A 26,335-nucleotide genomic window follows, 5' to 3' on the forward strand; every position below is an offset into this window, starting at 1 on the left:
TCGCGGTGCGTCCCGGCGTCACATCCGGCCGCTCCTCGCGTACCGGCCGGGCGTGACGCCCACCAGTTTCCGGAAGTGCCGGGTCAGATGCGCCTGGTCGTAGAACCCGGTGGCCACGGCGACCTCGCTCGGCGACCGCCCCTCCAGGAGCAGCCCCCGGGCACGGCCGACCCGGCGGGACATCAGGTACTGGTGCGGCGCGATGCCGTACGCCTCGCTGAACGCCCGTACCAGATGCGCCGGATGGGCCGACAGCGTCCCGCCGGCCTCCGCCAGGGTGACCCCCGCGACGACCCGCTCGTCGAGCAACTCCCGCAGCCGCCGCGCGAGTACGGGATTCCGTCGCGCGCGGTCCACGGCCTCCCGGGACCGCAGATGCTCGCGCAGCCGCTCCCCGACGAGCGTCAGCCTGCTCTCGGCCTCCAGCTCGTCACCGGGCCGTACGAGCGCGGAGTGCACCTGTCCCACGCGCCGCCGCAGCAGGGGATCGCGCAGGTCGGGCCGGTCGACGGCGGCCCCGATGAGATCGTCCCCGAGACGGCTGGCATCGAGGTAGAGCACGCGTTTGCGGAAGCCGTCGGGGGTGGCGGGGGCACCGTTGTGGGGGACGTGCGGCGGCAGCAATGACACGGTGTCGTGCGGGGTGCCGTGCTCGTGACGGTCGAGGTCGTACCGTACGGCCCCGTCGTCGACGATCAGCAGGGTCCAGGCGTCGTGGACGTGCATCGGGTAGGCGTACTCGGTGAAGCGGGCGTGGAACACCTCGACGACGCCCGGGACACGGGGCCGCCAGGCGGAAACGGCCCGCTCGGGGCGCTCTGCGGCCATGCAAACAACGTACAAGACGCGGGCCGACCCCGATCGGCAGTCTCGGTGCATGAGCACTCGCTTCGACACGAAGATCGCCGTCCTGCTGCGCGAGGACCTGGAGCCCTGGCAGCGTCTCAACGTCACCGCGTTCCTGGTCAGCGGACTGGGCACCCAGATCCCCGAAGTGATCGGGGAACCGTACGAGGACGCGGACCAGGTGCCCTACCTGCCGATGTTCCGGCAGCCGGTCCTGGTCTTCCAGGGCACGAAGGAGGTGCTGAAGGCGGCACACGCGCGAGCGCTGACCCGGGCCCTCCCGCGCGCGGTCTTCACGTCGGACCTGTTCGCGACGGGCCACGACGAGGCGAACCGCGCGGCGGTGCGGGCCGTCGGCACCACGGACCTGGACCTGGTAGGCCTCTCGGTCCACGGTCCGAAGAACGCGGTGGACAAGGTTCTGAAGGGGGCCGTCATGCACCCGTGAGACGCTGGCGGCATGACCGCGCCCGGCCGCCCCGTCCTGTTCCTGGACGTGGACGGCCCACTGATCCCCTTCGGCGGGGCCGCGCCGGGGCCCGTCATGGGCGACGGGAACCCCCTGCTGGGCCGCCTCGACCCGACGGTGGGCGCCCGTCTGCTCGCCCTGCCCTGCGAACCGGTCTGGGCGACGACCTGGCAGCAGGAGGCGAACGACACGATCGCCCCGCGCCTCGGCCTGCCGCGACTGCCGGTGGTGTCCTGGCCGGACGACGACCCTCCCGCGCCGCGCGGCCTTCACTGGAAGACCCGCCGCCTCACGGAGTGGGCCGGGCACCGCCCCTTCATCTGGCTGGACGACGAGATCGGCGCGCCGGACCGCGCCTGGGTCGAGGCGGCCCACCCGGCCCCCGCCCTGCTCCACCGGGTGGACCCGGCGAAGGGCCTGACGGAGGCGGACTTCACGGCGCTGCGGGAGTGGCTGCGTACGCCCTCGCGGCCGGGCTCCGGCTGGTAATGTCGCGCTCTTCGCCGGTCCCCCGTGCGGAGTCCCCGTGGCAGGTCGCCCGTGTCCCGTTCCCCTGACGTCGATCCGTACGAGATGTGGCGCCGCGCGCTCACCGAGGCCGACCGGGTCTTCGCCTCGCCGCCCCCGCTCGACCGGCCGGTGTTCGGCTGTACGTACTGCACTCCCGAGTCGGAGCTGGTCCTGCTCGGCGGCGACCCCGCCGCCGTACCGGACGACGTCCTCGGCCACTTCATGCGGGAGACCGCGAGCCACTGGGACAAGGACCAGTACCCCGTCCTGTGGCGCCGCCTCATGCCGCGCGCCCTGCGCCACTGGGGACCCGGAGGCCAGGACGCCGACCCGGACCTGGAACTCGGTCACCTGGGCGACCACGGCGCCCGGCTGACCGACTGGCCCGCGCCCGAACGCGCCGCGGTGGAGGAGGCGTTCCGCGCGCTCCTGGCCATCGCCCTGACCGACGGCCGGCCTCCGGGAGGCGTCACGGACCTGGTGGAGGGCGTCGCCCACGCGACGGGCGAGCTGGGGCCCTGGCTGGACCACCTCGCCGCCCTCCCCGGCCCCGCGGCGGACGCCGGCCTGGTCCGCCTGACCTTCACGTGGGCGACCGACCTGCTCTGGGAGGACTTCGACTTCACCTGGTGGTACGACGGCGACCCCCGGCTCATCGCGGCCTGGCTCCCCACCCAGCGCCCCCGCGTCGCCGCGTTCGCCACCCGCCACCCACGCTGCAAGACGGCGGCGGACGCCCTCATCGCGCTCGACCACCTGGCCGCCGGCGCCCACAGCCCGTGGATGTACCCCTACGGGCTGGGCCGGTATCTGCCCCTGACCGCCGCCGAGCCTCAGCGCGGCAGCGGGGCGGAGGTCTCGCGGCCCGGCCGGCGGCCCTCCGGCGGATAGTCGCAGTCGATGCTGGTCACCTCGCGGTCACCGTCGTCGGAGTCGACCACCGCCACGCCCGTGCAGGCCCGGCCGTGTGCATCGGTCCAGGTGACGATCTCCGTCCGGTCGGGCTTCGCACAGCCCGCGAGCAGCAACGCGCCCAGCAGCGCCGACGCCGTGAGTACGGCCTTGCGCGGTCCCTTCATGACATCCCCCCGTGACAAACGGACAGCTACGGGTACGGAGATGCCCGCCGGAGGTGAAGCGTCCGCCAACGGCGGGGTGCGAAGCCGTCACGAACGGGTCAGCCCGGCGAGCCACTCGACGAGGAGGCGGTTGACCTCGTCGGGGCGCTCCTGCTGGATCCAGTGGCCGCAGTCGTCGAGGACGTGGGAGGAGGTCAGGCCCGGCAGGGTGACCGGGTAGGCCTCGATCGCGTCGGCCAGCCAGGTCGTGGAGGCGTCGAGGGCGCCGCCGGCGAACAGGGACGGCTGGGTGATGGGGGCGCCGTCGAAGGGGGCGAGGTCCTCCCAGTCGCGGTCCATGTTCCGGTAGCGGTTGAGCGCTCCGGTCAGGCCGGTCCGCTCGAACTCCCCGGCGTAGGCGTCGAGGTCGCCGTCGCTGAGCCAGGCGGGCAGGGGGCCCGTCGGGAACCGGTCCCGCAGTGTCCCGCCCTTGCCGACGAAGTGGGGGTCGGGGGCGCCGGGCGCGGGCATGGTGTCGGCGGACAGGGCCGCGTAGAAGCCCGCGAGCCAGCCCCGTACATCCGGTTCGATCTCGGCCTCGGCGCGGCCCGGCTCCTGGAAGTACGAGACGTAGAACTCCTCGTCCCCGCCCATCCCGGCGAAGATCTCGCGGGGGCGGGGCCCGCCGCGCGGGGTGTAGGGCACGCTCAGCAGCCCCACCGCGCGGAAGACCTCCGGCCTGACCAGTGCGGAGTTCGCGGCGATGGTCGCGCCCCAGTCGTGCCCGACGACCACGGCCGTCTCCTCGCCGAGGGCGTGCACCACGGCGACGTTGTCCTCCACGAGGTCGAGCATCCGGTAGGCGTCCGTCGCGGCCGGCTTGGACGAGCGGCCGTAGCCGCGGACGTCGATGGCGACCGCGCGGTACCCCGCCGCGGCGAGTGCCGGCAGCTGACGGCGCCAGGAGTACCAGGACTCCGGGAAGCCGTGCACGAGCAGTACCAGCGGCCCGGTGCCCTGCTCCACGAGATGAATCCTGCCTCCCGGCGAGGGGACCGTGCGATGGGTGACCTCTGCGACGTACTGCGACATGCGCCCTCCTCCGGGCCGGTGGTCTGCCGTGCCTCGATCATGCGGAGGGCCGGACCGAAAGGCGGAGCACATTTGCCGACTCGGCAAATCCCCCCACCCTCGAACGTGGTCTCCTGTTCCCGTACCGAAGTGACGGGAGACCTGGATGACCGAGCCGACGCCGGCCCAGGTGATGGCCGAACTGGCCGCACTCGAGGACCCGAAGATCCGGGAGGTGAACGAGAAGCACGGCGACGACCACGGGGTGAACCTCGGCAAGCTGCGCGCGCTCGCGAAGCGGCTGAAGACGCAGCAGGAACTGGCGCGCGAGCTCTGGGCGACGGGCGACACGGCGGCGCGGCTGCTGTCCCTGCTGATCTGCCGCCCGAAGGCGTTCGAGCGCGACGAACTGGACACCATGCTGCGCGAGGCGCGCACCCCGAAGGTGCACGACTGGCTCGTGAACTACGTGGTGAAGAAGAACCCGCACGCCGAGGAGCTGCGCCTGGCCTGGTTCGCCGATCCGGATCCGGTCGTCGCGAGTGCCGGCTGGGCGCTGACCACCGAACGCGTGGCGAAGAAGCCCGGGGGCCTGGACCTCGCCGCCCTGCTCGACACCGTGGAGGCGGGGATGAAGGACGCCCCCGACCGCCTCCAGTGGGCGATGAACCACTGCCTGGCCCAGATCGGGGTCGAGCACGCCGAGTACCGCGCCCGTGCGATCGACATCGGTGAGCGCCTGGAGGTGCTCAAGGACTACCCGACCTCCCCGGGCTGCACGTCCCCGTACGCGCCCACCTGGATCACCGAGATGGTGCGCCGCCGGGACGACGGGTGAGCGTTCGGAGAGGGGCGTGCTACTGCCCCACCCGCCCGTCGACGCATTCGCGCAGCAGGTCGGCGTGGCCGCAGTGGCGGGCGTACTCCTCGATGGCGTGGACCATCAGCTCACGCACGGAGCTGCCGTCACTGGCCACCCGGGCGCCCAGATCCGGGTACCCGGCCAGCACCGCGTCGGTCGCCGCCTGTTCGCGTGCGAGGTCGGCGAACGCGCCGTCCACCACGGCCTGGTCCGCGACGGCTCCGTCGAAGTCGGCGTCATGCGGCCCGTACAGCCTCGGGGCCGGGTCGTCCGGCCGCAGCCAATTGCGCCAGTCCCGCTCCACCTCGGCGAGATGGCGGACCAGCCCGAGCAGCGACATGGTCGACGGCGGCACCGACCGCCGCGCCAACTGCTCCGGGTCCAGCCCCTCGCACTTCATCAGCAGGGTGAGCCGGTAGCCCTGGAGGAAGTCCAGCAGCGTCGCCAACTCACCCTCCGGACGGTCCCCGTCGCTTTCACGGGGATCACTGTCGGGGTCCACCCACATGTCCGGGTAGACGTTGGCCTGACTCCATCGCTCGGGCGCATCATTCACCGGCCACACGATGCTGAACGGCGAACGGGGGCGCAAGCGAATATCGCGTCCGCCGGGGGGGCATCCCTTGCGATCATCCTGGCATGCCTCCTTCACTCGATGGCCCGTACTTCGTGGCTCTCCAGGCGCACGCGCAACGCTGTCTGGGCCCGGGATACGCGTGCCTGACCCCCGTTGGAGACGAAGGTTTCAGCGTGGGCATGCACCGTGACGACCGCGCCGGCCTGGTCTCGGCCCTGACCCTGGGGGTCCCCTTCCAGCCCGGTGTCATGGAGGCGGTCGAGTTCGTCTGCATGCTGCAGACAGGCCAGGAACGGGAGGCGCACCACCTGGCGAGGGTCGCGGCGCGCTGGTTCATCGCGACGGGTGCGAACGTCGCGTTCGGTGAGTGGATCCAGTCGGCTCGCCCGATGGTGCCGGACACCGGCATCCACGGCCTGCTGTTCGACACCGATCCCGTGGCCGGTGAGGGGTTCTCGGTCCTCGACGGCGCGGTTCGGCCGGACGCGCCCACGGGTGCAGGGGCCGAGTACGGCCCGCTGCGCGTGGTGTCCCTGATCCCGCTCACCGCCCCGGAGATCGATGTTCTGGAGACCCCGGGCCGCGGCCGGGAGGAACTCTGGAAGCGGTGGCGGTCCGACGGGACCCGGCTGTGGGACGTACGGCGCGACGAGCGTCCGGGAACCGGGGCAGCCGCCGGTTGAGATGCCCCTGCTTGTCGTGGGGGTCACCTGTCCTTCCTGGGGAACCCGGGTCGGATGGACAGGCGATATCTCGGGTGGCGGGAGGCGGCGATGATGAGCCCGGACGGTCCACGGGGGGCGGTTGCCAGGGCTATCGACTCGCTCGGCACAGGTGCCTACCTGGTGGACGAGCACGGCTTGATCGTCGCCCTCAACGCGAGCGGCGAGCAACTCCTGGCCCGGTCCGCCGGTGATCTGGTCGGCCGGGACGCGCACGACCTGCTGCACCGCAGCAGCTGCGGGGAACCCGTGCCGAGGGCCCAGTGCCGCATGCTGGAGAGCGTCCTCGGCGGGCGTACGCAGCAGGGTGGGGAGGAGTGGTTCGAGCGCGGGGACGGCACGCTGTTGCCGGTGGGATGGCTGGCCACGCCCTGTGACATCGGTACCCTCCCGTCGGCCACGCTCATCCTCTTCCACTCCGCCGGGTTCCCCGGGCGCCCCGACCAGCCGTCACCGACCGCCGGCCGGCTCTCCGAACTGGAACGCCTCACCCTGCTCGCCCAGACGACCACCCTGCTCACCTCCACCCTGGACATCCACGAGGCGCTGCGCCGCCTGATCAGCCTCGTGGTGCCCCGTATCGCCGACTGGGCCGTCATCGACCTGATCGGTGACCGGGACGAGGTCACGCGCTTCGCCGTCGCCCACGCCGAGGCCGGCACCGTGAAGTTCCGGGAGGACCTCCAGGGGCCCATGCCGCCGGTGCCGCAGGAGTCCACGATGCCCCTGTCCCGCGCCCTGCGCGGCGTCGCGTCCGCCTACGTCGGCCCCGAGACGTATCAGGGACCGCCCGACTCCGGGATCGCGGTGGAGCAGCGGCGCCTGTTCAAGGAGACCGGCATGCACTCGGCCATCATGGTGCCCCTCCGCAGCATGCACGACGTGATGGGCGCCCTCACCCTGGGCCGCGCCGAGGAGCCCGAACGGTTCACCGCGACCGACACCGCCCTGCTGGAGGACATCGCCCGGCGCGCCAGCCTCGCCCTGGAGAACGCCCGCCTCTACCAGCGCCAGCGTCTGGTCGCCGAGACCATGCAGCGCCATCTGCTGCCGAAGCTCCCGCGCTCGCCCGGCCGCAGCATGACCGCCCGCTATCTGCCCGCCCCGGACGCCTCCCACGTCGGCGGCGACTGGTACGACGCCTTCACCCTGACGGACGGCGCCACCGCCCTCGCCGTGGGGGACGTCGTTGGGCACGACCTGGAGGCTGCGGCCGGCATGGCCCAGCTGCGCAACATGCTCCGGGCGTACGCCGTGTCCCAGCAGAAGCCGCCGAGCAAGATCGTGGAATGGCTCGACCAGGCGACGCTGCACATCGCCGAGGTCTCCATGGCCACGCTGGTCTTCGTCCGCATGAGCGAGACCGCCGACGGCCGGTGCGAACTGTCCTGGACCAACGCGGGCCATCCCCCTCCCCTGCTCGTCACCCGCGAGGGGGAGGCCCGCTATCTGACCGACGGTCACGGGATCCTCCTGGGCGTCACCCCCAATCAGGTCCGCCCCGACGCGACGGCGGAACTGCCGCCCGGCGCGACCCTGCTCCTCTACACCGACGGCCTGATCGAGTCCCCGGGCCACACCATCGACGAGGGCCTGGACCGCCTGAGCCACCACGCCGCGGCCCTGGCCCGCCGCCCCCTGGACTCCTTCACCGACGAACTCCTGACCCGAGCCCGCCCCCCGAACAACGACGACGACGTAGCCCTACTGGCAGTACGCCACGGCCTCGGCTGGTCCCCGTGACCCGGCTGCTCGCGCCCCCTTGTCAGTGCGCACGGCTAGGGTGCGCCCACGATTGGGCGTAATGCTCTGGGGAGGGGCTTTGGGAGCCAAGACGGGATTGCTGGTGTACGCGGACGGCGATGTGCCGGGTCTACTGCGGCACGTGGGGGCGGCGGACCTCGACAGGACAGTCACCATGATGCGGCGGCTCTACCCGGGCCGGGAGATCGAGCGGCACGAGGGCTCGAACCTCGGGCACGGCGTCTACCCGCCGAAGGGGACGGTGTACGCGGCGAGCTGGCCGGGCGTGGAGGTCGTCGGTGATCAGCAAGTGATGATCGACGCCCCTTCCCGGCTCCCGGAACACCTGGTGGCGGCGAGCGCCGGTCGGCGGCTCGTCCTGCACGCCATGCACAGCGTCGTCGACTGGCTGGCGTTCGCCGTGTGGGAGGACGGGCGCCTCGTCCGCTCCCTGAGCCTGTCGCCGGACAGCGGCATCATCGAGAACATCGGCGAGCCACTCTCCTTCGAACTGCCCTACTGGGCCGGCGACCGCCCCGCGGACATAATCCCCTGGCCCGGCGAGGAGGAAGAGCCGTACGCCCTGCCCTTCCACCCCCTGGAACTGGGCGAAGACGCATTGCGGGCACTCTGCGGCTTCATCCAGGAGGGCCGCCCCGAGCCCGACGACGTCGACGCGAACGCCATCGAGCTGTACGGATTCCAGGTGCGAGACCCACAGGGGCCCGACCCCGCCGAGCAGGAAGCGGAGCTGCGCCGAGCCGTGGAAGCCATGGACCCGCCGCGCTTCTACACACTGGGCCCTGACGGCTCCCTGGTCGAGCGCGACGGCCTTTAGCCGATGATTTCTTCGTCCCGAAGCAACTTGGGTGGGGGCGCTGCTTTGGGTTGATCTGGCTCTCACCTGGTGTAACGGTCCACAGACGTCCGCGGTCGTCCGCCGTTGTTCGTCTGCGTTGTCGCGCAGTTAGACACTCCCTCTGGCGACTTGGGCTGCGGCATGGCTGCACTCGTCAGCTCTGCAAGTGGCTAGCCCATGCAGCCTTGACCTGCTCGCCCTGCTCGGCAGTGATAATGCCAGCTTCCATCGCCACGGCCACGAGATCGATGCCGGCCGCGAGCTTGAGGGCGGTGAAGGCATCGTTCATGCGGTCGGAGTTTCTGGGTGTTCCAACGTGCCCGGGTTCCAAGTCACCGGGGAGGAAGTTCGCGATCTCTCCGTCGTGGCTCTCAAAGGCGGCCCTGTCCATCCTCACATGGACCCGTTTGGTGCCGATGGTGACGACGGTTCCGTGTGACCCATGGTGGTACAGGGGCCTGTCGCTGGGCGCTTTGACGGTGACCTTGTCTCCGACCTTGAAGCTCCTCAGGGTCCTTCCGCTGCCGAGCATGAGCGTCCCCCCTCTAGGACATGTGGATCAAGAAGCACTTCATACCGTCCCTCTGCCCTACTTGTACACCTCGTTCTGCCGCCGCGTGGACGAGGGACCGGTCCGCCAACTTCCCCGGCCATGAAGGAGGTACAGAAGCACCGCTTTAGGAGAGCGGAGGGGACGACTCGCCGGTGACAGCAGTTCTGTTGGTGGAGCTACCGAGCTTCAGCGCGCCCGCCAGGCACCCGTGTTGACCGTGGCTGACCCCTGTGTCTGGCACGGTTGTGGCACGCGGCGGCCCAACTCCGGCGCTGGAGGACGCCCTTCTGATCCGTCAGGATCAGCCGCAGGATGCCTGGAGTGGCGAAGGAGGTGCGGCCACGGATGGCCGAAGCTGCTGCTGTGCCGCGCGTCTCGGAGGCTGACCTGAAGGTCTTGCTTCAGCGGGTGAGGCGACTCCATCATGCTGGGGGCTGCTGGAGAGTGTTCCTCGTCTCCCGTGCTTGCCGGGACTGGTTGACAGTCTCGATCACACGCTCAGGCGGTTGAATTTGACGGAGGAGTTCCTCATGTTCCGTGTTGAGGATATCGAACAGGCGAAAAACGGATTCCCTGGTTGCCTCTAGGGCTTTTGACTTCTTATCTGGCGCATTCGCGAAGTGTAGCTGTAGCAGGTTCAGCTCCCATGCGCTGATCTCTCGCCGGATTGCTACTTTTTGGGTACGATAGGTCCACCACCCGTCGTGCCAGCCCCAGAACAGCTTGAGTCCTGTGGACAAAGAAATCGCCACACTGACAGTGGCCAGGAGCCAAGTCTTGTTCTGTGTCTCCTGGTAGATGAAAAGAAGTGGGAGCACGACGCTTAGGCAAATTTCGATGGTGCCGAAAATTCGGAACCAGATTCCAGACGCTCGAGACAGAATGCTGGATCGCCTGTGGTGTGACGTCAATAGCTCATGGACGATTTCGGAGCATTCTTTGAATTCGCTAGAAACCGTTTGGTGCCAAATATGACTAGGCTCACGCTGCCCGAAAATTCCCACTGATCCCCCTCCATGCAGCGGGTAGATAGTAGCTCTATCGCCTCTTGCGTGTAGTGCAGTCGGTGGCATTGCCTGATAGAGGATGCTCTGGCCGAGGGGTGCCTGGCCGTCGTCGCTGCTGCCTGATACTCCAGGCTTCGCCATCACGCTCGCCCACGTGCTGATGGTCTGATTGCCGTGTCTCGGACCGTAAGCCCACGCTCTGACAGTGCCGCTGCCGCGCACTCTTTCCAACTGTGGTGGTGGGTTCAAGGGCATCGGACGGGACCGTTCACCTGCGTTCATCGGCGGTCGGTCGTGGGTCGGCCTCCGGCCTTCGGTCTCGCCCGTACGGCCGTGAACGGCGATGAATGAGACGGAAACTGAGACGGACGGCGGGGCCGGGCTCGCTAGCATCCTTGACGTCGAGGAGGGGGCATGGCACTGGTCCGCAAGGGATCACGACGGATCGTTGTCGACGGCACGGTCTACCGCTGGCGGCTGCGAGGCAGGCCGACGTACAACCAGGGCCTGGCGTGGTCGCCGTGCCCGTTCGCGGTCGAGCATGCGGATACCCCAGGGACGACGCTCGTGGTCACCACCGACCAGCCGCATTCAAGTAACTGGGTCGGTCGTGGGGCTGTGCCTGTCCTGCCGTCCGATGTTGCCGCGGCTGTTCGGATTGCCCTGCGAGAGGGTTGGACTCCGACGCCTCCAGGCTCCGCGTTCCACCTCGACCAGTCCGCCGGCTTCACGTCTTCCTGCTGAAGAGTCGAGACTTGTTGATGCCTCAGCCGACGACAGTGCGCCACGATGGCAGGGACGCCGACCGACCATGCGCGCGTATGCCTCGCTGCACCCCCACTGGCCTCAGCCACGTTGCTGCTCGTCGACGCTCACGTCTGCCAGGTCCGCGGAAAGCGGCCCCGGGTCAATGCTCATCACTGGTCCTTCGTCGCACTATGGACCTCGAAGTTCGCGCTACAGCTGAAGCAGAGGCCGATTTCCTCGGTCTTACTTGCTACTGTGACGACACCCAACACCAGGCAGTCATTCTTGCAGACAGGGCATTCTTCCAGCTGGCCATTGTCCTCACCAGTGACACGCCAGATGTATTCAATGGCCGCTGCCTCGGGGTCGATGAATTCACGTAGGCAGAATCGGCAGACAATCGGTTCTAGGTCCGCTGCGTCATCGTGCACGACCAGCGCCGTTTGTCGGCAATCTGGACAATGGACCGTGAGGTCCTTCACAGGGCCTAGCTCACCAGCCAGGTCCTTCATGCGCTTGTCAACCAGTTTCTCGATGCGGCCCAGCTTCAACCGCAGCTCAGCCATCGTGTGGTCAACTGCCTGTAGTTCTCGCTGGGCGCTCAGCATCTGGGGAGATTCGAGCCAGTCATTGACCATCTGCGGCGTCACGGGCGCCTTGAAGCCACCCTCATGGAATGTCTGCTCGAACTTACGGTCCAGCGCGGGCCGCAGCTCACGGTTGATGAATTCCAGAAGGAAGTCGAGAACCTGCGCGGTTCTGGCCTCAACGACGTACGCGGATCCCGTGAGTCCGTAATGCATCAGAGCATTGCGGTCTTTCGCGAGCTTAGTGATGGCTTGGCGAGCCTTCGCCGGTATCTTGACTCGTGCGATCTTGGAGAGCCTATCAATGGCATCATCGATGCCGCAGCTCTCGAAATCGCCATCCTTGAACTTCTCAAAGTCCGCATCGGTGATCCTCTTGAATACCAGGCTCCAGTGTTCTCCGATGAGACGGGCCTTGAGTAGGACCTCGGTTGCCGCCTGAAGATGGAGTACGGCGTACTTCAGCTCTCGATCACTCGGAGGCGTGGTTCCCTCGGTGAGGCCGGCAACCGCGCGGTCCAGGTAGTCCATGCCGTTGCGGACCGGGCTGAAATCCAGGTCAGGACGAGGGTTAAGCCGAGTTGATGGAGCGGACCGGTCCTCAGTTACCTCAAGCGCCTGGTTGTCGCTTCTCAACGACCCTCGCCCCGTCCGATGGACCGCTGCAACTGCGCGTGGCCGTCCAGCAGCATCTTCAACTGGTGGACCGACGCGTTTGTGTTGTCGTCGACATCCTGAGTGGCCAGTTCGTGGACCAGGCGGAGGACGAAGCCGAGGTTCGGCTGGTCCCTGCTGTAGAGGAGCACTCGGCAGTTACTGTCCGTTGGAAGCCGGGCGGGAAGGTGACCGACGTTGTTCGCGGCCAACTGTCGTTCAATCCGCTCGATGATCCGCGATCCGGCCCGTTGCGCTCCATCGAAGCGCACCAGCATCTCGACGCTCCAAAGGTCGTAGCCGCCGATAGCGGCGAGGTAGCCCGGCAGCTTGGCCCACGCCTCTTCGATCGTGGACGCTCCTGGGATCGTCGGTACCGGCATGTCGATGTTCGTCACGGGGCCAGCCTTCCTATCGGTCCGGCGGGAACCGGAACTGATGTCGCGCCAACCTTACCGATGACAACTGGAGTTGTTGTCGGGTACTTGTTACAGATTACGACTTCACCGAGCTGGCCCGGTGGCTCCGCACGCCCATGAACAGCCGCGCCTGACCACCGCTTCAGGAGTTCGATCACCCGACGGGGCGACGCGCCGTAAAAGGGCTGGGCGGCAATTCGACCATCCGGCTGCGGCTGCCTCAGTATGGTGATGTCAGACCTATCCGATCGCTTCTGGGGTCAGCCGATCCGAGGCGGCACGCGTAGCGGAACCGGCTCATCCTGCCCGTCCCACTTCACCCGCAGTACCGATGGGATCGATGCTTGCATCGACCCCACCATCATGAAGTCGTGAACCTCTCCCGGTGGGAGCGATAGCCCTGTGGGCCAGTCCTCAATCATCGCCTCGACGTCATCGATGCAGACGATGTTCTCCGCCGGGCCCGTGCCGTAGTTGGTCAGGTGCCACATCGCTTTGTTGGCATGCTCAATGCGAAGTGCTGGCCGTGGACGGTTCGCCTCCGCCTCAGCGGCTCTTCGCTCTGCCGCTTCACGGCGCTGGTCCGCTAGCGTTTCCTCCGCGACAGCGGCTGACCGTTCAGCGGCGTCGCTGGAGCGGCGTGCTTCCACTACTGCCTGTTCTGAGGCGTCGGCCGAGCGCTTCGCTTCTGTGACCGACTTCTCTGCTGCGTCAGCGGCGCGACTTCCGTCACTGCGGGCCTTCAGGCTGACTACAACAGCCCCAACCGATACGACAAGTGCGGCCCATGCGGGCACGTCTCCCATGTCCATGGGCCGAAGCTACGGCATGGCACTGACACTACCCGTCGCCCGCTGTCGAGGCGATGAGCAGTGTCAGTGGGCCGTGTTGAGCGTGACCGGTCTCCGCGTAGAGTGCCAGTTTGGGGAGATCGCGTACGTGGGTATGCTTCGGCCTGCTAAGTCCTTGAGCTGGGCTCTTAGGCTGCTGTTCCCCCCTGCTCCGGGCTACTTGATTAGCGCGCCCAGTGCTGTCACTAGGCTGGCTACAGCGCCGAGCAGCGCTGCCCAGCTCAATGGGTGCCTCCACGGCGTGTGGGACTGGTGCGCTGCCCCATCGCCATCCACCGTCCCGTGGAAGCCATTGCATTGCAATGGTTTTGTGGGTACAGTCAGCGCATCTTCAGATGCATTAGGGTGGGGGTCGTCCCGGTCGGGCACGAGTACCTCCTCGGTTGAAGTGAGACCTTCGATCTGAAGTGCCATAGCCGTGCGACGTCCCTGCCAGGATTATCGCGCACGGTTTTCTGGCGTTGCCTTTGGCAAGTAGGCGGCAGCGTACCGCACTTGAGGTTGCTCGTGCTCCTCGTGTGGAGAATGCTCAACCCACCACTTACCCCAGCTCCCATCTCGTCCGCCGTCGACCCACACACAGTGGAGCGGGCGTGGGTCCTGGCGTCCAGGTGGAGCGCGCCACTGTACGAACGACCTGGACGCCAGGGGCCGCGTCTGCTCGGCTCTGCCTGGGTCGACGGGGGACGGGATGGGAGCACCCCGCGCACACCACTACGGGCCCGCAGTCGGGAACAGCGCCCGCACTCGCGCCGTGCGCGGGCTTGAACCAGTAGAGAGAGTTTGAATCAAGTTTGGGCTGTGGGTGGTGTCTTGTCGCGGTTGGGGATTGGAGCGTGGGGTTTCAGGAGTGTTGGCGGGCCAGGAGTGCTGGGATCGTGGCGATTTTTTCCGGGGTGAGGGTTGGCCAGTCGATTCCTGACGGGCGGTGAGGGTTCGGGCACGTGATGGTTTCGTCGGGGGTCACGATCAGGTCGACGCTGACGTCGTGTTCCGTCGTGGGGATCGGGGTCTCGGTCACCTGGAGTGGGTGGACGGTGGTGACGACGACGGTCTCGGGAGTCACTAGGCCGGCTTCGGTGAGCAGGGCGAACTCGATGTCCGAGTAGCCGGCGCCCTTGCCGATGCGGGCGCCGTCGCGGTTGACGGCGACGCTGCCGAGGATGATCAGGTCCAGGGGGCGGAGGGCGTCGACTTCGACAGTGGGGGCGATGGCGGCAGCGGTGCGGCTGGCTGCGGCCTCGGCGGGTGGGACCGTGAGGGCGGCCGGGTCGAGGAGGTAGAAGGGCTTGAGGGTGGCCAGCTTGGGGACCGCCATGTAGACGGTTTTGCCTTCCTCCAGAGCCCGTGCCCGCACCGGGAGTTGTGCCTTGTCCGGTACGGCTTTGACTACGCTTGCGTGCTGCCAGGCCGGGAGTGCCGCGAGCCGGGCCGCTGCTTGCTCGGCGCCCTTGAAGTGGGGGATGCGGCCATGGACGGAGACGTCGTGGACGGCGTCCGCGGCGGTCAGGGCGTCCCAGACCTGCGTGCGTACTGCCAGCTTGGCGCGGTCCAGGGAGTTGGCTGCCACCGGTGTCTCCTTCTCTCCTACGCTGCCGTCATCAAGCCGAGCAGTCTGTCGTGGACCTCTGCGACGAGGGGCTCCTGTCGCCAGGGTCGCAGTTCGCGGGCGGCTCCGAAGACGATGTTCATGCCTCCGCCTCCGCGTGTGGTCTCCAACTCGACGATGGCTTCGGTGAGGCTGGCCACCCCCGCCTCGACATCGCGTTGACGGATACGGGCGAGCGTAAGGTTCCCCAGCACGATCGCGCGTGACTTTCGCCTGTCCCGCAAATGCTCCGCCGTGTCGGCCAGCAGGATCTCGGCCCGTTGGTGGTCTCCGAGGGTGAGGTAGCAGGAGCCTGCCAGGCGGCCGAACTGGGTGGGCGACACCAGGTCGGCCGCGGCATCGCTGCCGTCCGCCTGGGTGAGTCGGCGTTCCGCGCAGGAGAGTGCGCGCTCGCAGTCCGAGGCCGACCGCAGCATGGCGTGCGCCTCGGCGACGTGAAGGAGTGCCAGTCCGGCCAGCGCGGGACTCGCGCGTTCGGCGGTTTCGGTGGCTTGCTTCGCGAGCGCGAGGCCGGCCTGCGCGTCGTGTGCGCCGTACAGCGCGACGTAGCACGTGCGCAGTAGAGCGTGGGCTTCGAGAGCTGCGTCCCGTAGATGGCGGGCGAGGTCGGCGCTCTGCTCGTAGTACGTCTTCGCCGCGGTGTGGTCGCGGCGTTGGGAGGCGTCCCAGACCAACTGCCCCATGGGGGTGCACGCGTCGGCGTGCAGAGCGTGGAGCTCTCTTCGCACGCGTCCGCGGGCGGAACCGGCGGCGAACTGGTCGATGCGGTTGAGTTGTGCTGCTGCTTCTGCGATGAGGCCGGCCGACGGTGCGCAGTCGTAGCGGGCCGCGCAGTCGTCGAAGCGTGTGCGAAGTGCGGCGACGGCGGGCAGGTCGATGCGGTCAGGGTGAAGCACCGCGTAGTCCAGGGCGTCCTGCCCGTGCGGGCTACTTGTCGTACGTACGGACAGCAAGTTATCGAGACCTTCGGCATCGACCCTCAGCAGGCGGGCCAGCCGTGGACGTAACCAGGGTTGCGGGGCGGTGCGGCCCGATTCCCAGCGGGTGACGGTGGAGCGGTCCACTCGCATGTGCTCGGCGAGAGCTTCTTGGGTGAGGCCTACGGTTCGGCGGCGTGCGGCGAGGCCGTTGCGGTGGTGTGCCATGACGCTGTCTCCCCGTTCCTTCTGCCTTGCCAGGGATGTGCGGCGGGCGACTTCCCAGGTGAGGCGTGGTGATGACGCACGGATGCCGCATTGGTGCGTCCATTGTGCTCTGGGCGTTGTCCGCTGTGGGCGGTTGTGTGGAACTCCGATGCACATCGCCAGGAAGGTCCGCCCTCCATGACGTTCCGAACGCCCGTCCTCAAGTCCTTGTCCTTCCGCGTCCCGTCCGACGTCGGTGCAGTGCCGTCCGCTCGTCGCAGGGTTATCGCGGTTGTCCGTGATTGGGACTTGCCACTCGTCGAGAACACGGTCGAGACGCTCGAGTTGCTGGCCGGTGAGGTGATCGCGAACGCCGTCGTGCACACGGGGGAGGGCTGCCGCGTCACGGTGAGCTGGGACGGGACCCGCGTGAGGTTGGAGGCCGAGGACACGGAAGGCGGCGCCCTTCCACAGTTGGCGCCTACCGACCTGGATGGGGAAAGCGGGCGCGGGCTTCATCTGGTCGCCCGCCTTGCCCAGGTGTGGGGGGCCCGGCCGACCGCCGACGGAAAGGCGGTCTGGTTCGAGATCGGAAGTCGCTCAGGTTCGTCCTTCCACGTGCCTCCACCGCCAGCAACGGCGTGCTCAGCAGCCCTATTGCACACGTCACTGCGGACCTGACCGCGTGACCCTTGACGACCTGATGCGGGACGCGCAAGGCCCGAGTCAGGTACCGGCGCCTTCGACTTGACTCCCACCGCTGGTGGGGCAGTTGAGGACGTCACTTCCAGGGAGCGGGCGGCCTGCTCGCTTCCGCCAACACCGAACGAAGGAGACACAGCCATGCTCGAACAGCACAGCACCACGAACAGTGATCAGGAGGAGTCCGGCCTGCTGGTCGCGCGTCGTCGGATCGCCGCCGCCCGTTCGCGGGCCGAGCAGCCCTCGGACGGTGGGTCCACCGGTCGCTCCGACGGCAACGACTGAGAAGGGCCGTATCCGATGACCACCGACGTAGCCGCGGTGGTCGCACGCCTGGGCGAGGGCTTCCTCGCCCAGGTGTACGGCCGCACCTACCACCACTTTCACGGCGAGCCGGGCCGCTTCGACGGCCTGCTGGGCTGGGACGACCTGAACTCCCTGCTCACCCACCACCGGCTCGAACCGCCCCGCCTGCGCCTCTCGGCCGGTGGCGAGGCACTGCCCCAGCACGCGTACTCGATGCCGGTCACCACCCGACGCAGCACCGTGTGGCACCGGCTCAAGCCCGCCGAACTGCACGGCCACCTCGCCGAGGGCGCCACCCTCGTACTGGACGCGATCGACGAGCTGCACCCGGCCGTCGGCCATCTCGCACAGGCGCTGGAACGACACCTGCGCACCGGCATCCAGGTCAACGCCTACGCCTCCTGGACCCCAGAGGAAGGCTTCGGAGTCCACTGGGACGACCATGACGTGCTCGTCCTCCAACTCGACGGCGCCAAACGTTGGCGCATCTACGGCCTCACGAGGCAAGCCCCCCTGCACCGCGACACGGACGTGCCGGAACCGCCGCCGAACGAGCCGCTTGCCGAACTGGTCCTCAGCGCGGGGGACATGCTGTACCTGCCGCGCGGCTGGTGGCACGCGGTGGCCGCGTCCGAAGGCGTCCACTCGCTCCACCTCACCTGCGGCATGCAGACGACGACCGGTGCCGACCTCCTCCAGTGGCTCTCCGAGGTCCTGCGCCGCGAAGCGACCGTGCGCAGTGATCTGCCACGCTTCGGGAGCGAGGAGGAGAAGGCGGATTTCCTGCGCTCGCTCGGCGACCTCGTCATGAAGGAGTTCGAGGACGCAGCGTTGCTCGACCGTTTCCTCGCCATGCGGGACGCCACTGAGCGGGCCCGCCTGGTGCCCTCACTGCCGTACGTGGAAGGCGTGCCGCCCGACCCCGCTCTCGCCGTACACCTGGTGACCGGACGCGCCCGGCTGCACAGCGACAGAGAGGGGCGCGCGGTGCTGACGGCAGGGGGAGAGGAATGGACCTTCTCCCCACAGGCCGCGCCCCTGCTGTCCCTTCTCGTGGACGGAGGCCGTCACCGCCTGGAAGCACTCGCCCGGGCGGCCGGACTTCGCGTCGGTCAGGCGGCGCTGCTCGTCAGCGAATTGGTGGATGGCGAGGTCGCGGCCGTCGGACGGGCCGGGTGAGCGCCCGGCTCGCGGCCGGGACGTACCGGTGCCGTGATGTGTCCCGGTCGGTGGCCGCTGCTGTCGATGTCGGTGTGACATGGATCGACACGGCGCCGAACTACGCGTCCGGCTCGGCCGAGGCCTGTCTGCGGCCGGTTCTCGACGAGTTTCCACAGGTGCGTGTCTCGACCAAGGTCGGCTTCGTGCCCGACTCCGACCGGCGGCCAGCGCGGGACGCCGGCATGCTGCCGGGCGACCGCAATCAGAGCCACTGCTTGGCACGTCCCTATATCGCCTGGCAGCTCGCCCGCAGCCGCACCCGCCTCGGCCGCGTCCCGGACCTGGTCTTCGTCCACAACCCGGAACACGGCCGGACAGACCGGAGTGATCTGTCGCGGACCCTGACCGAGGCCTTCGAAGAGCTGGAGGGCGCAGCGGACGCCGACGAGATCGGCGGCTATGGCGTGGCCACCTGGACAGGCCTGTCGAGTGGCATGTTCACGGTCGCTGAAGTCACGGAACTTGCTGAGCTCGTGGGCGGGCCACGCCACCACTTCCGAGCTCTTCAGTTTCCGGTCTCGCTCATTCGACTGGCCGTGGTCGCGGACGCACTCGACGGGTGCGGAGCCCTGGCGGAAGCCAGGGAAGCCGGGCTCGATGTCTTCGCATCGGCTCCGCTCGGAGGCGGTGAACTGCTTGGCGCGATGACGGAAGAGCTGGCCTGCCTCATCGATTCCACGGTCTCCCGGGCACAGGCCGCCCTCTTGGTCGCCCTGTCGGCTCCGGGGGTGTCGCGTGTCCTGCTGTCGGCGAGCACACCGGCACACTGGGCCGACGCTCGCGGCGCTGCGGCCCGGGAGCCTTTGTCGCCCGATCGTCTGAGAAAGGTCGTCGATGTCCTCGGTACCTGACGACACCCCGAGGTTGTCGCGCGCATGCGGAGTGCCCACACCGTGGCGTGCGGCTTCCTCAGGGTGGCTCCTAAGGGTCGGCCGACAGGCGGAAGGGCGGGGCGGGAGGCGTGGGGGTGGAGGGGCCGTACGCTCGGCCGTCCGGTCATCAGCCCTTACGGGCCAGGGTGGCTGCGTGTCGTCCACAGCCCGCTGGACAGGGCGACCGGCAAGTTGTGGATGGGGCCGGAGGACGCCGAACGGCTGGTGCCCCGGCAGGTGCCGCGTCCTTGCCTGCGTCTCGTACAGGAGTGGACGGAGGGAGCAAACGCGTACAAGGCAGAGCTGTACGACCACGCCATCGGCGAGACCGTCTCGCCCACCCCCGCGTTGGTCACTGCCGAACCTCATCTGTCCGCGGGCTGGTGGAGCGACCTACGCACGGCGCTCGCCACTCTCTCGGCGGTTCCCACCGACCGTACGGCCGTACGCCAGGCGTACCTGGACCGCGCCATGCCGAAGTATCTTGCCTTCCTCCCCGGGGCCGTCCCGACGGTGCCGCCTGCGTGGGCCACCGCACATGGCGACCTGCACTGGGCCAACCTCGCAGGCCCTGAGCTCGGCATCCTGGACTGGGAGGGCTGGGGTACTGCCCCGGCCGGTTACGACGCCGCCTTGCTGCACGCCTACAGCGTCGGGATACCGGAGGCCGCCAAGCGGGTCCGCCAGGAACTTGCCGCTGTTCTCGACAGTGAGGAGGGGCGCTTCGCGGAGCTAGCGGTCATCACCGAACTGCTGCAAAGCGCCGAACGCGGGGACAACGTGGAACTTGTCCCCGCTCTGCGACAGCGCGCGGAAGAGGTCTGGCACCGGATGACGGCAGGCGGGGTGATCAGGGCCCACTGATGGCCCAAGGGCAGCAGTAAGCCCCCTGCCTTCGGAGAACCCGCAGGTAGGGGGCCTAAAGCGTTCGGGCTACTTCTTCTTGCCCTGGTTCTTGACCGCCTCGATTGCCGCCGCGGCCGCCTCGGGGTCGAGGTACGTGCCGCCGGGGTTGACCGGCTTGAAGTCGGCGTCGAGTTCGTAGGAGAGGGGGATGCCCGTCGGGATGTTCAGGCCCGCGATGTCGGCGTCCGAGATGCCGTCCAGGTGCTTGACCAGGGCGCGCAGGCTGTTGCCGTGGGCGGCGACCAGGACCGTGCGGTTGGCCAGGAGGTCGGGGACGATCGCGTCGAACCAGTACGGGAGCATGCGGACGACGACGTCCTTCAGGCACTCCGTCTGCGGGCGCAGCTCCGGCGGGAGGGTCGCGTAGCGCGGGTCGGAGAACTGGGAGTACTCGGCGTCGTTGGCGAGCGCCGGCGGCGGGGTGTCGTAGGAGCGGCGCCACAGCATGAACTGCTCCTCGCCGAACTCCGCGAGGGTCTGCGCCTTGTCCTTGCCCTGGAGGGCGCCGTAGTGGCGCTCGTTCAGGCGCCAGCTGCGGTTCACCGGGATCCACAGGCGGTCGGCGGCCTCCAGCGCGAGCTGCGCGGTGCGGATCGCGCGCTTCTGGAGGGAGGTGTGGAGCACGTCGGGCAGCAGGCCGGCGTCCTTGAGCAGCTCGCCGCCGCGCGTCGCCTCCTTCTCGCCCTTCGGGGTGAGGTTGACGTCCACCCAGCCGGTGAACAGGTTCTTCTCGTTCCACTCGCTCTCGCCGTGGCGGAGGAGGATCAGCTTGTACGGTGCGTCGGCCATGGGCCCGAGCGTAATCGACGCCCTGTACGGGCCGCGCGCCCTGCCCGCCTGGCGGACGGTTGACGGGATCTGTTAATTGAGTGGTCCCCCGGAGCCGCTCCTTCGTAAGTTGTGCCTGCCGCATCAGCCGCTTACATCTGTTCTACGGGGGTCCCATGTCAGTCGCCGGAGTGAGACGTGCCGTGCGCGAGTCCGTCTCCGGGCTCCCCCGCGAGTTCTGGTGGCTGTGGACCAGCACCCTCGTCAACCGGCTCGGTGGGTTCGTCGCCACCTTCATGGCGCTGTACCTGACCCTCGACCGGGGTTACTCCGCCTCCTACGCCGGTCTCGTCGCCGCGCTGCACGGGCTCGGCGGGGTCATCTCGTCGCTGGGCGCCGGAGTGATGACCGACCGGCTGGGGCGGCGGCCCACGCTGCTGATCGCGCAGACGTCCACGGCCGTGTCCGTGGCGGCTCTCGGTTTCGTGCGTGATCCGATCGGCATCGCCGCCGTCGCGTTCCTCGTGGGCATGGCCTCCAACGCCTCCCGGCCCGCCGTGCAGGCGATGATGGCGGACATCGTGCGGCCCGAGGACCGTATCCGGGCCTTCTCGCTCAACTACTGGGCCATCAACCTCGGCTTCGCGATCTCCTCCGCGGGGGCCGGCTTCATCGCCGAGTACAGCTACCTCGCCGGATTCCTGATCGAGGCGGGCATGACGCTGGTCTGCGCCGTCCTCGTCTTCGTGAAGCTGCCCGAGTCCCGGCCCGTCCAGGAGGACAAGGCCGAGGTCGAGGACGCCGTCGGGCTCGGGACCGTCCTGCGCGACGGGCGGTTCATGAGCGTCGTCGGGCTTTCCTTCCTCATCGCCCTCATCTTCCAGCAGGGCTTCCTCGGACTGCCCGTCGCCATGGGCGAGGCCGGGTTCACGCCCGCCGACTACGGATTCGCCATCGCCGTCAACGGCGTACTGATCGTCGTGCTCCAGATCCCCGTCACCCGGTTCATCGAACACCGGGACCCGCGGCTGCTGCTCATCGCCTCGTCCCTGCTGGCCGGATACGGCTTCGGGCTCACCGCCTTCGCCGGGTCGGTCGGCGTCTTCGCCCTCACCGTGTGCGTGTGGACGCTGGCGGAGATCGTCAACGCGCCGACCCAGACCGGGCTCGTCGTCCGCCTCTCCCCGGTGCACGGGCGCGGGCGCTACCAGGGCATGTACACCATGTCTTGGGCGGTCGCCTCCCTCATAGCCCCGCTGATGTCCGGTCTCGTCATCGACCGCTGGGGCGCCGAGTGGCTGTGGGGGATGTGCGCCGTCGTCGGTACGGTGGCCGGCCTCGGGTACGGGCTGCTGATGCGGCGGCTTCCGCAGGAGGAGCTTCCACAGGAGGAGAAGGGGGCTGTCGTGGGGGAGCGGAGTGTGAAGGCCGGCGCCTCCTGAGAAGCGCCGGCCCCTGCGGGGACTCGAACGTCCCGCTCATACCGACAGCGGTACCGCGTGGATCTCGTCGGCCTTGTGGCCGGTGCGTTCGTGGATGCGCTGGACCGCCTCGGCGGAGGGGGCGTCGGAGAGGCAGTAGACCGTGCCGGACTCCGGGTCCGCCCACGCCTGCCGGAAGTGGACTCCCTCTTCCTGCTGTATCGCGAGGTCGGCCTCATGGGCCTGGCGCAGCTTGTCCTCCGTGAGGCCCTCCATGCCGTGGTGGACGTCCATGAACTGGGCCATGGCTCGCACCTCCTTCCGAGTTGCGTGGCTGCCACCTGTCTCCCATCCTGCGCCCCACCGCCTGCCCCGGCATGCCGAGGACCCCGGCGCCCGTCATGGGCGCCGGGGTCCTTCGGTCGATGGCGGGCCCGGTGCGTACGGCGTCAGCCGCACTGGCAGGGGTTGCCCGACTGGCAGCCGCAGCCGCAGCCCGAGCCGCAGCCGCAGGCGGCGACCAGGGTGAGGTTCCTGACCTCGGCGGGCTGCTCGGTCTCGCGCTCCTGCGTGGGGTCGGGGGTCGTGCTGGGGGATTCGGCCATGGGTCCCTCCTCGGGGCTGGCGCCTGTGCACACCTGCCCTCATTGGATGCCCGCCCCGCTGGGCGCATCAACGGCGCATTGAGGCTCGTACGAGGTCCGGCCGGCCCCCGTCGCGCGGGGGCACGCCCGTCGTCAGGCCCCCTCGACCCCCGGCACCGGCTGGAGGTCCGCCTGGATCTCGTCCGCGTGTTCACCGGTGACCAGGTACACCACCCGCTTGGCGACCGACACCGCGTGGTCGGCGAAGCGCTCGTAGTAGCGGCCCAGCAGGGTGACGTCGACGGCCGTCTCGATGCCGTGCTTCCAGCGGTCGTCCATCAGGTGCTGGAAGAGGGTGCGGTGGAGGAGGTCCATCGCGTCGTCGTCCTGCTCCAGCTGGAGCGCCAGGTCGACGTCCTTGGTGATGATGACTTCCGCCGCCTTCGCCATCAGGCGCTGCGCGAGCTGGCCCATCTCCAGGATCGTGGCGTGCAGATCGCGGGGGACCCCACGCTCCGGGTACCGCAGCCGGGCGAGCTTCGCCACGTGCTGGGCCAGGTCTCCCGAGCGCTCCAGGTCCGCCGACATCCGCAGCGAGGTGACGACTATGCGCAGGTCGGTCGCCACCGGCTGCTGGCGGGCCAGCAGGGCGATGGCCCGCGCCTCCAGGTCGTGCTGGAGTTCGTCGACCTTCTGGTCGGCCTCGATCACGCTTTCCGCCAGCTTCAGATCGGCGTCGAGGATGGCGGTCGTGGCGCGTCCGATCGCCGACCCGACCAGTCGGGCCATCTCCACCAGACCGTCGCCGATCGAATCCAGTTCCTCGTGGTACGCGTCCCGCATCAGGGTTCCTCTCGTGCGTCTCTGTCCGGGCTCAGGGCCTGGGCTTCATGCGTCTCTGTCCGGGCTTCAGGGGCCCGGGCTCCTCCCCACGCTCCCACGGTGCGTCCCGTACGCGTCGGGTTCCGTCACCCCAAATGAACCATCCCTGGCTCCAAGGTGAACTCTGGGCGACGAGTGTTCGAGCTCGCACTCCGACGGCTGTGGGCACCGCCCGCGCCATGCCTAACCTGGACGCATGGACGTGAACGCGGCGGTCGCCGCATTGGCAGCGATCGCCGGAGTGCTCACCGGCGTCATCGCCATGCTGGCGTTCCGCATCAGCGAGCGCGAACAGCGGCGGCCGACGCGTACCTCCCTGCACACCGACCCGGTGCTGCCGCCGGGAGTGGACACCGTCCTGTCCGTGCTGCGCTCGTCCGCCGTCGTCCTCGACGAGGCCGACGGTGTGGTCAAGGCCAGCTCCGCCGCGTACGCCCTCGGACTCGTCCGGGGCGGCAAGCTCGCCGTGGAGCCCATGCTCCAGATGGCCCGCGACACCCGGCGCGACGGTGAGATACGCCAGGTCGAGCTGGACCTGCCCCGCCGGGGGACCGGACGCGGCGAGGCCCTCGCGGTGTCCGCGCGGGTCGCCCCGCTCGGCTCCCGGCTCGTTCTGCTGCTCGTCGAGGACCTCACCGAGGCCCGCCGCATCGAGGCCGTACGACGCGACTTCGTCGCCAACGTCAGTCACGAGCTCAAGACGCCCGTCGGGGCGCTCTCCCTGCTGTCCGAGGCCGTGATGGACGCCGCCGACGACCCCGAGGCGGTGGAGCGGTTCGCCGGGCGGATGCAGATCGAGGCGACCCGGCTGACGAACCTGGTGCAGGAGCTCATCGACCTCTCCCGGGTCCAGAACGACGACCCGCTGGAGGACGCCGAACCCATCCGCGTCGACGAACTGGTCGCCGAGGCGATCGACCGCTGCCGGCACCAGGCCGGCACCAAGGAGATCACCATGGCCGCGGGCGGCACCGCCGACCTGCACGTGTGGGGGAACCGCGGTCAGCTCGCAGCCGCGCTCGGCAACCTCGTCGAGAACGCGGTCAACTACTCACCCGCCCGCACCCGCGTGGGCATCGCGGCCCGTACGGTCGCCCAGCCCGGCGGGGACCTGATCGAGATAGCCGTGACCGACCAGGGCATCGGCATCTCCGACAAGGACAAGGAGCGCATCTTCGAGCGCTTCTACCGGGTCGACCCGGCCCGCTCCCGTGCCACCGGTGGTACGGGGCTGGGCCTCGCGATCGTGAAACACGTGGCGGCCTCGCACGGCGGGGAGGTCACGGTGTGGAGCGCCGAGGGCCAGGGTTCCACCTTCACCCTGCGGCTGCCGGAGGCCGGTGCGGCCCGCGACCGCGCCCATCAGATGTCCCACCGGGACGAAACAGACGGCCTCGACGGCGAGGCCCGACGGTCGGCCCACCCATCCCCCCACTCTTCCGATTCATCCGCGTACGAAACGCTTCCCTCCCCGGAGGTCCTTCCGTGACCCGAGTGCTCGTTGTCGAGGACGAGGAGTCCTTCTCCGACGCCCTGTCGTACATGCTCCGCAAGGAGGGCTTCGAGGTCGCGGTCGCGACCACCGGGCCCGACGGACTCGACGAGTTCGAGCGCAACGGCGCCGACCTCGTTCTGCTCGACCTGATGCTGCCCGGGCTGCCGGGCACCGAGGTGTGCCGCCAGCTGCGCGGCCGTTCCAATGTCCCCGTCATCATGGTGACCGCCAAGGACAGCGAGATCGACAAGGTTGTCGGGCTGGAGATAGGGGCCGACGACTACGTCACCAAGCCGTTCTCCTCGCGGGAGCTGGTCGCCCGTATCCGCGCGGTGCTGCGCCGGCGCGGTGAGCCGGAGGAGGTCGCCCCCGCGGCGCTGGAGGCCGGGCCGGTGCGGATGGACGTCGACCGGCACGTGGTGACGGTGGGCGGCACGAAGGTCGATCTGCCGCTGAAGGAGTTCGACCTGCTGGAGATGCTGCTGCGCAATGCCGGGCGGGTGCTGACCCGGATGCAACTCATCGACCGGGTGTGGGGTGCGGACTATGTCGGTGACACCAAGACGCTCGATGTTCATGTGAAGCGGCTGCGGGCGAAGATCGAGCCGGACCCGGGGGCTCCGCGGTATCTGGTGACTGTGCGGGGGCTGGGGTACAAGTTCGAGCCGTAGAGCGGCTGGGCGGGGGTGGGTTGCGCGGCCCGGCGCTTGCGGGGTGCCTCCCCCACTCTCGGCTTCTCCCCCACTCTCGGCTTCGCTCGAGCGGGAGGGACCCCCATGAGCGGGAGGTACCCCCACCGCCCACCCGTGCCGCCCTGGGGGCACCTCCCAGGCCCTTCAGGCACTGGGGGAGGCACGACTGCCCGCGGAGAGCGGCAGACGGCTGCCTGCGGATAAGGCGAAGGGCGGGG

Annotated in this window: 31 protein-coding genes; 16 read left to right on the forward strand and 15 right to left on the reverse strand. The window is 68.9% G+C overall.

All coding sequences use genetic code 11. From position 1 onward, the window contains the following. Positions 1 to 18 precede the first annotated feature (18 nt). Positions 19 to 828: an AraC family transcriptional regulator gene (locus ACZ470_RS19855; RefSeq protein ID WP_468428812.1), complete on the reverse strand. Its 810-nt coding sequence runs from the start codon at positions 826 to 828 to the stop codon at positions 19 to 21. On the opposite strand from ACZ470_RS19855, the gene ACZ470_RS19860 reads away from it, so the two are divergent. From ACZ470_RS19860 to ACZ470_RS19870, 3 genes are read left to right on the forward strand one after another with little or no spacing between them, the layout of a single operon-like run. Beyond that, complete coding sequence (locus ACZ470_RS19860) at positions 827 to 1,294, forward strand: DUF2000 family protein (protein ID WP_468428814.1); 468 nt, start codon at positions 827 to 829, stop codon at positions 1,292 to 1,294. The genes ACZ470_RS19855 and ACZ470_RS19860 overlap by 2 nt on opposite strands. A gap of 12 nt (positions 1,295 to 1,306) precedes the next feature. Continuing rightward, positions 1,307 to 1,804: an HAD domain-containing protein gene (locus ACZ470_RS19865; RefSeq protein WP_468428816.1), complete on the forward strand. Its 498-nt coding sequence runs from the start codon at positions 1,307 to 1,309 to the stop codon at positions 1,802 to 1,804. A 51-nt stretch (positions 1,805 to 1,855) separates the two neighbouring features. Beyond that, positions 1,856 to 2,716: a hypothetical protein gene (locus tag ACZ470_RS19870; RefSeq protein ID WP_468428818.1), complete on the forward strand. Its 861-nt coding sequence runs from the start codon at positions 1,856 to 1,858 to the stop codon at positions 2,714 to 2,716. Here ACZ470_RS19870 and ACZ470_RS19875 read toward each other — a convergent pair. Both ACZ470_RS19875 and ACZ470_RS19880 read right to left on the reverse strand, forming a co-directional pair. Further along, positions 2,659 to 2,904, reverse strand: coding sequence for a hypothetical protein (locus tag ACZ470_RS19875; protein ID WP_468428820.1), 246 nt, complete (start codon positions 2,902 to 2,904; stop codon positions 2,659 to 2,661). The genes ACZ470_RS19870 and ACZ470_RS19875 overlap by 58 nt on opposite strands. A gap of 87 nt (positions 2,905 to 2,991) precedes the next feature. Next, entirely contained in the window at positions 2,992 to 3,975 is a 984-nt protein-coding gene (locus ACZ470_RS19880) for an alpha/beta fold hydrolase (RefSeq protein ID WP_468428821.1), read from the reverse strand. Between the two features lie 145 nt (positions 3,976 to 4,120). On the opposite strand from ACZ470_RS19880, the gene ACZ470_RS19885 reads away from it, so the two are divergent. Next, a complete protein-coding gene (locus ACZ470_RS19885) occupies positions 4,121 to 4,792 on the forward strand; it encodes a DNA alkylation repair protein (protein ID WP_468428823.1) in 672 nt (223 codons plus the stop codon). Between the two features lie 19 nt (positions 4,793 to 4,811). Here the strand turns inward: ACZ470_RS19885 and ACZ470_RS19890 are convergent, their stop codons facing one another. After that, positions 4,812 to 5,324 carry a DinB family protein gene (locus tag ACZ470_RS19890; RefSeq protein WP_468429201.1) on the reverse strand — a complete coding sequence of 171 codons (513 nt, stop codon included), beginning with the start codon at positions 5,322 to 5,324 and terminating at the stop codon, positions 4,812 to 4,814. A gap of 248 nt (positions 5,325 to 5,572) precedes the next feature. On the opposite strand from ACZ470_RS19890, the gene ACZ470_RS19895 reads away from it, so the two are divergent. The 3 genes from ACZ470_RS19895 (at position 5,573) to ACZ470_RS19905 (ending at position 8,696) form a co-directional block, all read left to right on the forward strand. Then, a complete protein-coding gene (locus ACZ470_RS19895; protein ID WP_468429203.1) occupies positions 5,573 to 6,076 on the forward strand; it encodes a suppressor of fused domain protein in 504 nt (167 codons plus the stop codon). A gap of 54 nt (positions 6,077 to 6,130) precedes the next feature. Continuing rightward, a complete protein-coding gene (locus ACZ470_RS19900; RefSeq protein WP_468428825.1) occupies positions 6,131 to 7,858 on the forward strand; it encodes a PP2C family protein-serine/threonine phosphatase in 1,728 nt (575 codons plus the stop codon). Positions 7,859 to 7,937: 79 nt separating this feature from the next. Then, positions 7,938 to 8,696, forward strand: a complete 759-nt coding sequence (locus ACZ470_RS19905) for a DUF6928 family protein (RefSeq protein WP_468428827.1) — start codon at positions 7,938 to 7,940, stop codon at positions 8,694 to 8,696. Positions 8,697 to 8,871: 175 nt separating this feature from the next. On the opposite strand, the gene ACZ470_RS19910 is transcribed toward ACZ470_RS19905, so the two are convergent. Beyond that, positions 8,872 to 9,249: a hypothetical protein gene (locus ACZ470_RS19910; RefSeq protein WP_468428829.1), complete on the reverse strand. Its 378-nt coding sequence runs from the start codon at positions 9,247 to 9,249 to the stop codon at positions 8,872 to 8,874. A 443-nt stretch (positions 9,250 to 9,692) separates the two neighbouring features. Continuing rightward, positions 9,693 to 10,088 (reverse strand): hypothetical protein, encoded by a 396-nt coding sequence (locus ACZ470_RS19915; protein ID WP_468428831.1) that lies wholly within the window; start codon positions 10,086 to 10,088, stop codon positions 9,693 to 9,695. 603 nt (positions 10,089 to 10,691) lie between these two features. Here ACZ470_RS19915 and ACZ470_RS19920 point away from each other — a divergent pair. Next, positions 10,692 to 11,021: a hypothetical protein gene (locus ACZ470_RS19920; RefSeq protein WP_468428832.1), complete on the forward strand. Its 330-nt coding sequence runs from the start codon at positions 10,692 to 10,694 to the stop codon at positions 11,019 to 11,021. A 173-nt stretch (positions 11,022 to 11,194) separates the two neighbouring features. Here ACZ470_RS19920 and ACZ470_RS19925 read toward each other — a convergent pair whose 3' ends face one another. The 5 genes from ACZ470_RS19925 to ACZ470_RS19945 form a co-directional block, all read right to left on the reverse strand. Continuing rightward, complete coding sequence (locus tag ACZ470_RS19925) at positions 11,195 to 12,142, reverse strand: hypothetical protein (protein WP_468428834.1); 948 nt, start codon at positions 12,140 to 12,142, stop codon at positions 11,195 to 11,197. Positions 12,143 to 12,243: 101 nt separating this feature from the next. Further along, positions 12,244 to 12,663 carry a hypothetical protein gene (locus ACZ470_RS19930; RefSeq protein WP_073940913.1) on the reverse strand — a complete coding sequence of 140 codons (420 nt, stop codon included), beginning with the start codon at positions 12,661 to 12,663 and terminating at the stop codon, positions 12,244 to 12,246. A 281-nt stretch (positions 12,664 to 12,944) separates the two neighbouring features. Then, complete coding sequence (locus tag ACZ470_RS19935) at positions 12,945 to 13,496, reverse strand: hypothetical protein (protein WP_468428836.1); 552 nt, start codon at positions 13,494 to 13,496, stop codon at positions 12,945 to 12,947. An 883-nt stretch (positions 13,497 to 14,379) separates the two neighbouring features. Beyond that, positions 14,380 to 15,105, reverse strand: a complete 726-nt coding sequence (locus ACZ470_RS19940; protein WP_468428838.1) for a 5-formyltetrahydrofolate cyclo-ligase — start codon at positions 15,103 to 15,105, stop codon at positions 14,380 to 14,382. Between the two features lie 17 nt (positions 15,106 to 15,122). Then, complete coding sequence (locus tag ACZ470_RS19945) at positions 15,123 to 16,289, reverse strand: helix-turn-helix transcriptional regulator (protein WP_468428839.1); 1,167 nt, start codon at positions 16,287 to 16,289, stop codon at positions 15,123 to 15,125. Positions 16,290 to 16,466: 177 nt separating this feature from the next. Here ACZ470_RS19945 and ACZ470_RS19950 point away from each other — a divergent pair, with 177 nt between their 5' ends. From ACZ470_RS19950 to ACZ470_RS19970, 5 genes are all read left to right on the forward strand, one after another. Continuing rightward, entirely contained in the window at positions 16,467 to 16,949 is a 483-nt protein-coding gene (locus ACZ470_RS19950) for an ATP-binding protein (RefSeq protein ID WP_468428841.1), read from the forward strand. 162 nt (positions 16,950 to 17,111) lie between these two features. Then, the gene (locus ACZ470_RS19955) at positions 17,112 to 17,255 is read left to right on the forward strand and encodes a hypothetical protein (protein WP_468428843.1); all 144 of its coding nucleotides are present in this window, start codon (positions 17,112 to 17,114) and stop codon (positions 17,253 to 17,255) included. Positions 17,256 to 17,270: 15 nt separating this feature from the next. After that, complete coding sequence (locus ACZ470_RS19960) at positions 17,271 to 18,455, forward strand: cupin domain-containing protein (RefSeq protein WP_468428844.1); 1,185 nt, start codon at positions 17,271 to 17,273, stop codon at positions 18,453 to 18,455. 38 nt (positions 18,456 to 18,493) lie between these two features. Then, entirely contained in the window at positions 18,494 to 19,348 is an 855-nt protein-coding gene (locus ACZ470_RS19965) for an aldo/keto reductase (protein WP_468429205.1), read from the forward strand. A 219-nt stretch (positions 19,349 to 19,567) separates the two neighbouring features. Continuing rightward, positions 19,568 to 20,233: a phosphotransferase gene (locus tag ACZ470_RS19970; RefSeq protein ID WP_468428846.1), complete on the forward strand. Its 666-nt coding sequence runs from the start codon at positions 19,568 to 19,570 to the stop codon at positions 20,231 to 20,233. 69 nt (positions 20,234 to 20,302) lie between these two features. Here the strand turns inward: ACZ470_RS19970 and ACZ470_RS19975 are convergent, their stop codons facing one another. After that, positions 20,303 to 21,064: a phosphoglyceromutase gene (locus ACZ470_RS19975; protein WP_468428847.1), complete on the reverse strand. Its 762-nt coding sequence runs from the start codon at positions 21,062 to 21,064 to the stop codon at positions 20,303 to 20,305. A gap of 155 nt (positions 21,065 to 21,219) precedes the next feature. Here ACZ470_RS19975 and ACZ470_RS19980 point away from each other — a divergent pair, with 155 nt between their 5' ends. Beyond that, positions 21,220 to 22,485, forward strand: a complete 1,266-nt coding sequence (locus ACZ470_RS19980; protein ID WP_468428849.1) for an MDR family MFS transporter — start codon at positions 21,220 to 21,222, stop codon at positions 22,483 to 22,485. A 36-nt stretch (positions 22,486 to 22,521) separates the two neighbouring features. Here ACZ470_RS19980 and ACZ470_RS19985 read toward each other — a convergent pair whose 3' ends face one another. The 3 genes from ACZ470_RS19985 to phoU all read right to left on the reverse strand — a co-directional run bounded on the left by ACZ470_RS19985 (position 22,522) and on the right by phoU (position 23,891). Further along, positions 22,522 to 22,770, reverse strand: a complete 249-nt coding sequence (locus tag ACZ470_RS19985) for an SCO4226 family nickel-binding protein (RefSeq protein WP_468428851.1) — start codon at positions 22,768 to 22,770, stop codon at positions 22,522 to 22,524. Between the two features lie 143 nt (positions 22,771 to 22,913). Next, entirely contained in the window at positions 22,914 to 23,069 is a 156-nt protein-coding gene (locus ACZ470_RS19990; RefSeq protein ID WP_468428852.1) for a hypothetical protein, read from the reverse strand. Between the two features lie 132 nt (positions 23,070 to 23,201). Further along, complete coding sequence (phoU, locus tag ACZ470_RS19995) at positions 23,202 to 23,891, reverse strand: phosphate signaling complex protein PhoU (protein ID WP_468428853.1); 690 nt, start codon at positions 23,889 to 23,891, stop codon at positions 23,202 to 23,204. 235 nt (positions 23,892 to 24,126) lie between these two features. Here phoU and phoR point away from each other — a divergent pair, with 235 nt between their 5' ends. Both phoR and phoP read left to right on the forward strand, forming a co-directional pair. Further along, on the forward strand, positions 24,127 to 25,419 hold the full coding sequence (phoR, locus tag ACZ470_RS20000; protein ID WP_468428855.1) for a two-component system sensor histidine kinase PhoR: 1,293 nt from the start codon (positions 24,127 to 24,129) through the stop codon (positions 25,417 to 25,419). Beyond that, positions 25,416 to 26,096 carry a two-component system response regulator PhoP gene (gene phoP / locus ACZ470_RS20005; RefSeq protein WP_030829297.1) on the forward strand — a complete coding sequence of 227 codons (681 nt, stop codon included), beginning with the start codon at positions 25,416 to 25,418 and terminating at the stop codon, positions 26,094 to 26,096. Before phoR ends, phoP begins: the two co-directional genes overlap by 4 nt. Positions 26,097 to 26,335: the final 239 nt, after the last annotated feature.

This window comes from Streptomyces sp. NPDC031111 (assembly GCF_055570675.1).

Bases quoted from the DNA above. Each gene is read 5' to 3' on its own strand.
- ACZ470_RS19955 (WP_468428843.1), top strand. From the start codon at position 17,112: ATGCTCGAACAGCACAGCACCACGAACAGTGATCAGGAGGAGTCCGGC.
- ACZ470_RS19970 (WP_468428846.1), top strand. From the start codon at position 19,568: ATGGGGCCGGAGGACGCCGAACGGCTGGTGCCCCGGCAGGTGCCGCGT.
- ACZ470_RS19975 (WP_468428847.1), bottom strand. From the start codon at position 21,064: ATGGCCGACGCACCGTACAAGCTGATCCTCCTCCGCCACGGCGAGAGC.
- phoR (WP_468428855.1), top strand. From the start codon at position 24,127: ATGGACGTGAACGCGGCGGTCGCCGCATTGGCAGCGATCGCCGGAGTG.
- ACZ470_RS19935 (WP_468428836.1), bottom strand. From the start codon at position 13,496: ATGGACATGGGAGACGTGCCCGCATGGGCCGCACTTGTCGTATCGGTT.
- ACZ470_RS19895 (WP_468429203.1), top strand. From the start codon at position 5,573: ATGCACCGTGACGACCGCGCCGGCCTGGTCTCGGCCCTGACCCTGGGG.
- phoU (WP_468428853.1), bottom strand. From the start codon at position 23,891: ATGCGGGACGCGTACCACGAGGAACTGGATTCGATCGGCGACGGTCTG.
- ACZ470_RS19945 (WP_468428839.1), bottom strand. From the start codon at position 16,289: ATGGCACACCACCGCAACGGCCTCGCCGCACGCCGCCGAACCGTAGGC.
- ACZ470_RS19860 (WP_468428814.1), top strand. From the start codon at position 827: ATGCAAACAACGTACAAGACGCGGGCCGACCCCGATCGGCAGTCTCGG.
- ACZ470_RS19960 (WP_468428844.1), top strand. From the start codon at position 17,271: ATGACCACCGACGTAGCCGCGGTGGTCGCACGCCTGGGCGAGGGCTTC.
- ACZ470_RS19925 (WP_468428834.1), bottom strand. From the start codon at position 12,142: ATGGACTACCTGGACCGCGCGGTTGCCGGCCTCACCGAGGGAACCACG.
- ACZ470_RS19910 (WP_468428829.1), bottom strand. From the start codon at position 9,249: ATGCTCGGCAGCGGAAGGACCCTGAGGAGCTTCAAGGTCGGAGACAAG.
- ACZ470_RS19880 (WP_468428821.1), bottom strand. From the start codon at position 3,975: ATGTCGCAGTACGTCGCAGAGGTCACCCATCGCACGGTCCCCTCGCCG.
- ACZ470_RS19920 (WP_468428832.1), top strand. From the start codon at position 10,692: ATGGCACTGGTCCGCAAGGGATCACGACGGATCGTTGTCGACGGCACG.
- ACZ470_RS19890 (WP_468429201.1), bottom strand. From the start codon at position 5,324: ATGTGGGTGGACCCCGACAGTGATCCCCGTGAAAGCGACGGGGACCGT.
- ACZ470_RS19900 (WP_468428825.1), top strand. From the start codon at position 6,131: ATGGACAGGCGATATCTCGGGTGGCGGGAGGCGGCGATGATGAGCCCG.
- ACZ470_RS19980 (WP_468428849.1), top strand. From the start codon at position 21,220: ATGTCAGTCGCCGGAGTGAGACGTGCCGTGCGCGAGTCCGTCTCCGGG.
- ACZ470_RS19865 (WP_468428816.1), top strand. From the start codon at position 1,307: ATGACCGCGCCCGGCCGCCCCGTCCTGTTCCTGGACGTGGACGGCCCA.
- ACZ470_RS19885 (WP_468428823.1), top strand. From the start codon at position 4,121: ATGACCGAGCCGACGCCGGCCCAGGTGATGGCCGAACTGGCCGCACTC.
- ACZ470_RS19950 (WP_468428841.1), top strand. From the start codon at position 16,467: ATGACGTTCCGAACGCCCGTCCTCAAGTCCTTGTCCTTCCGCGTCCCG.
- ACZ470_RS19875 (WP_468428820.1), bottom strand. From the start codon at position 2,904: ATGAAGGGACCGCGCAAGGCCGTACTCACGGCGTCGGCGCTGCTGGGC.
- ACZ470_RS19990 (WP_468428852.1), bottom strand. From the start codon at position 23,069: ATGGCCGAATCCCCCAGCACGACCCCCGACCCCACGCAGGAGCGCGAG.
- ACZ470_RS19985 (WP_468428851.1), bottom strand. From the start codon at position 22,770: ATGGCCCAGTTCATGGACGTCCACCACGGCATGGAGGGCCTCACGGAG.
- ACZ470_RS19855 (WP_468428812.1), bottom strand. From the start codon at position 828: ATGGCCGCAGAGCGCCCCGAGCGGGCCGTTTCCGCCTGGCGGCCCCGT.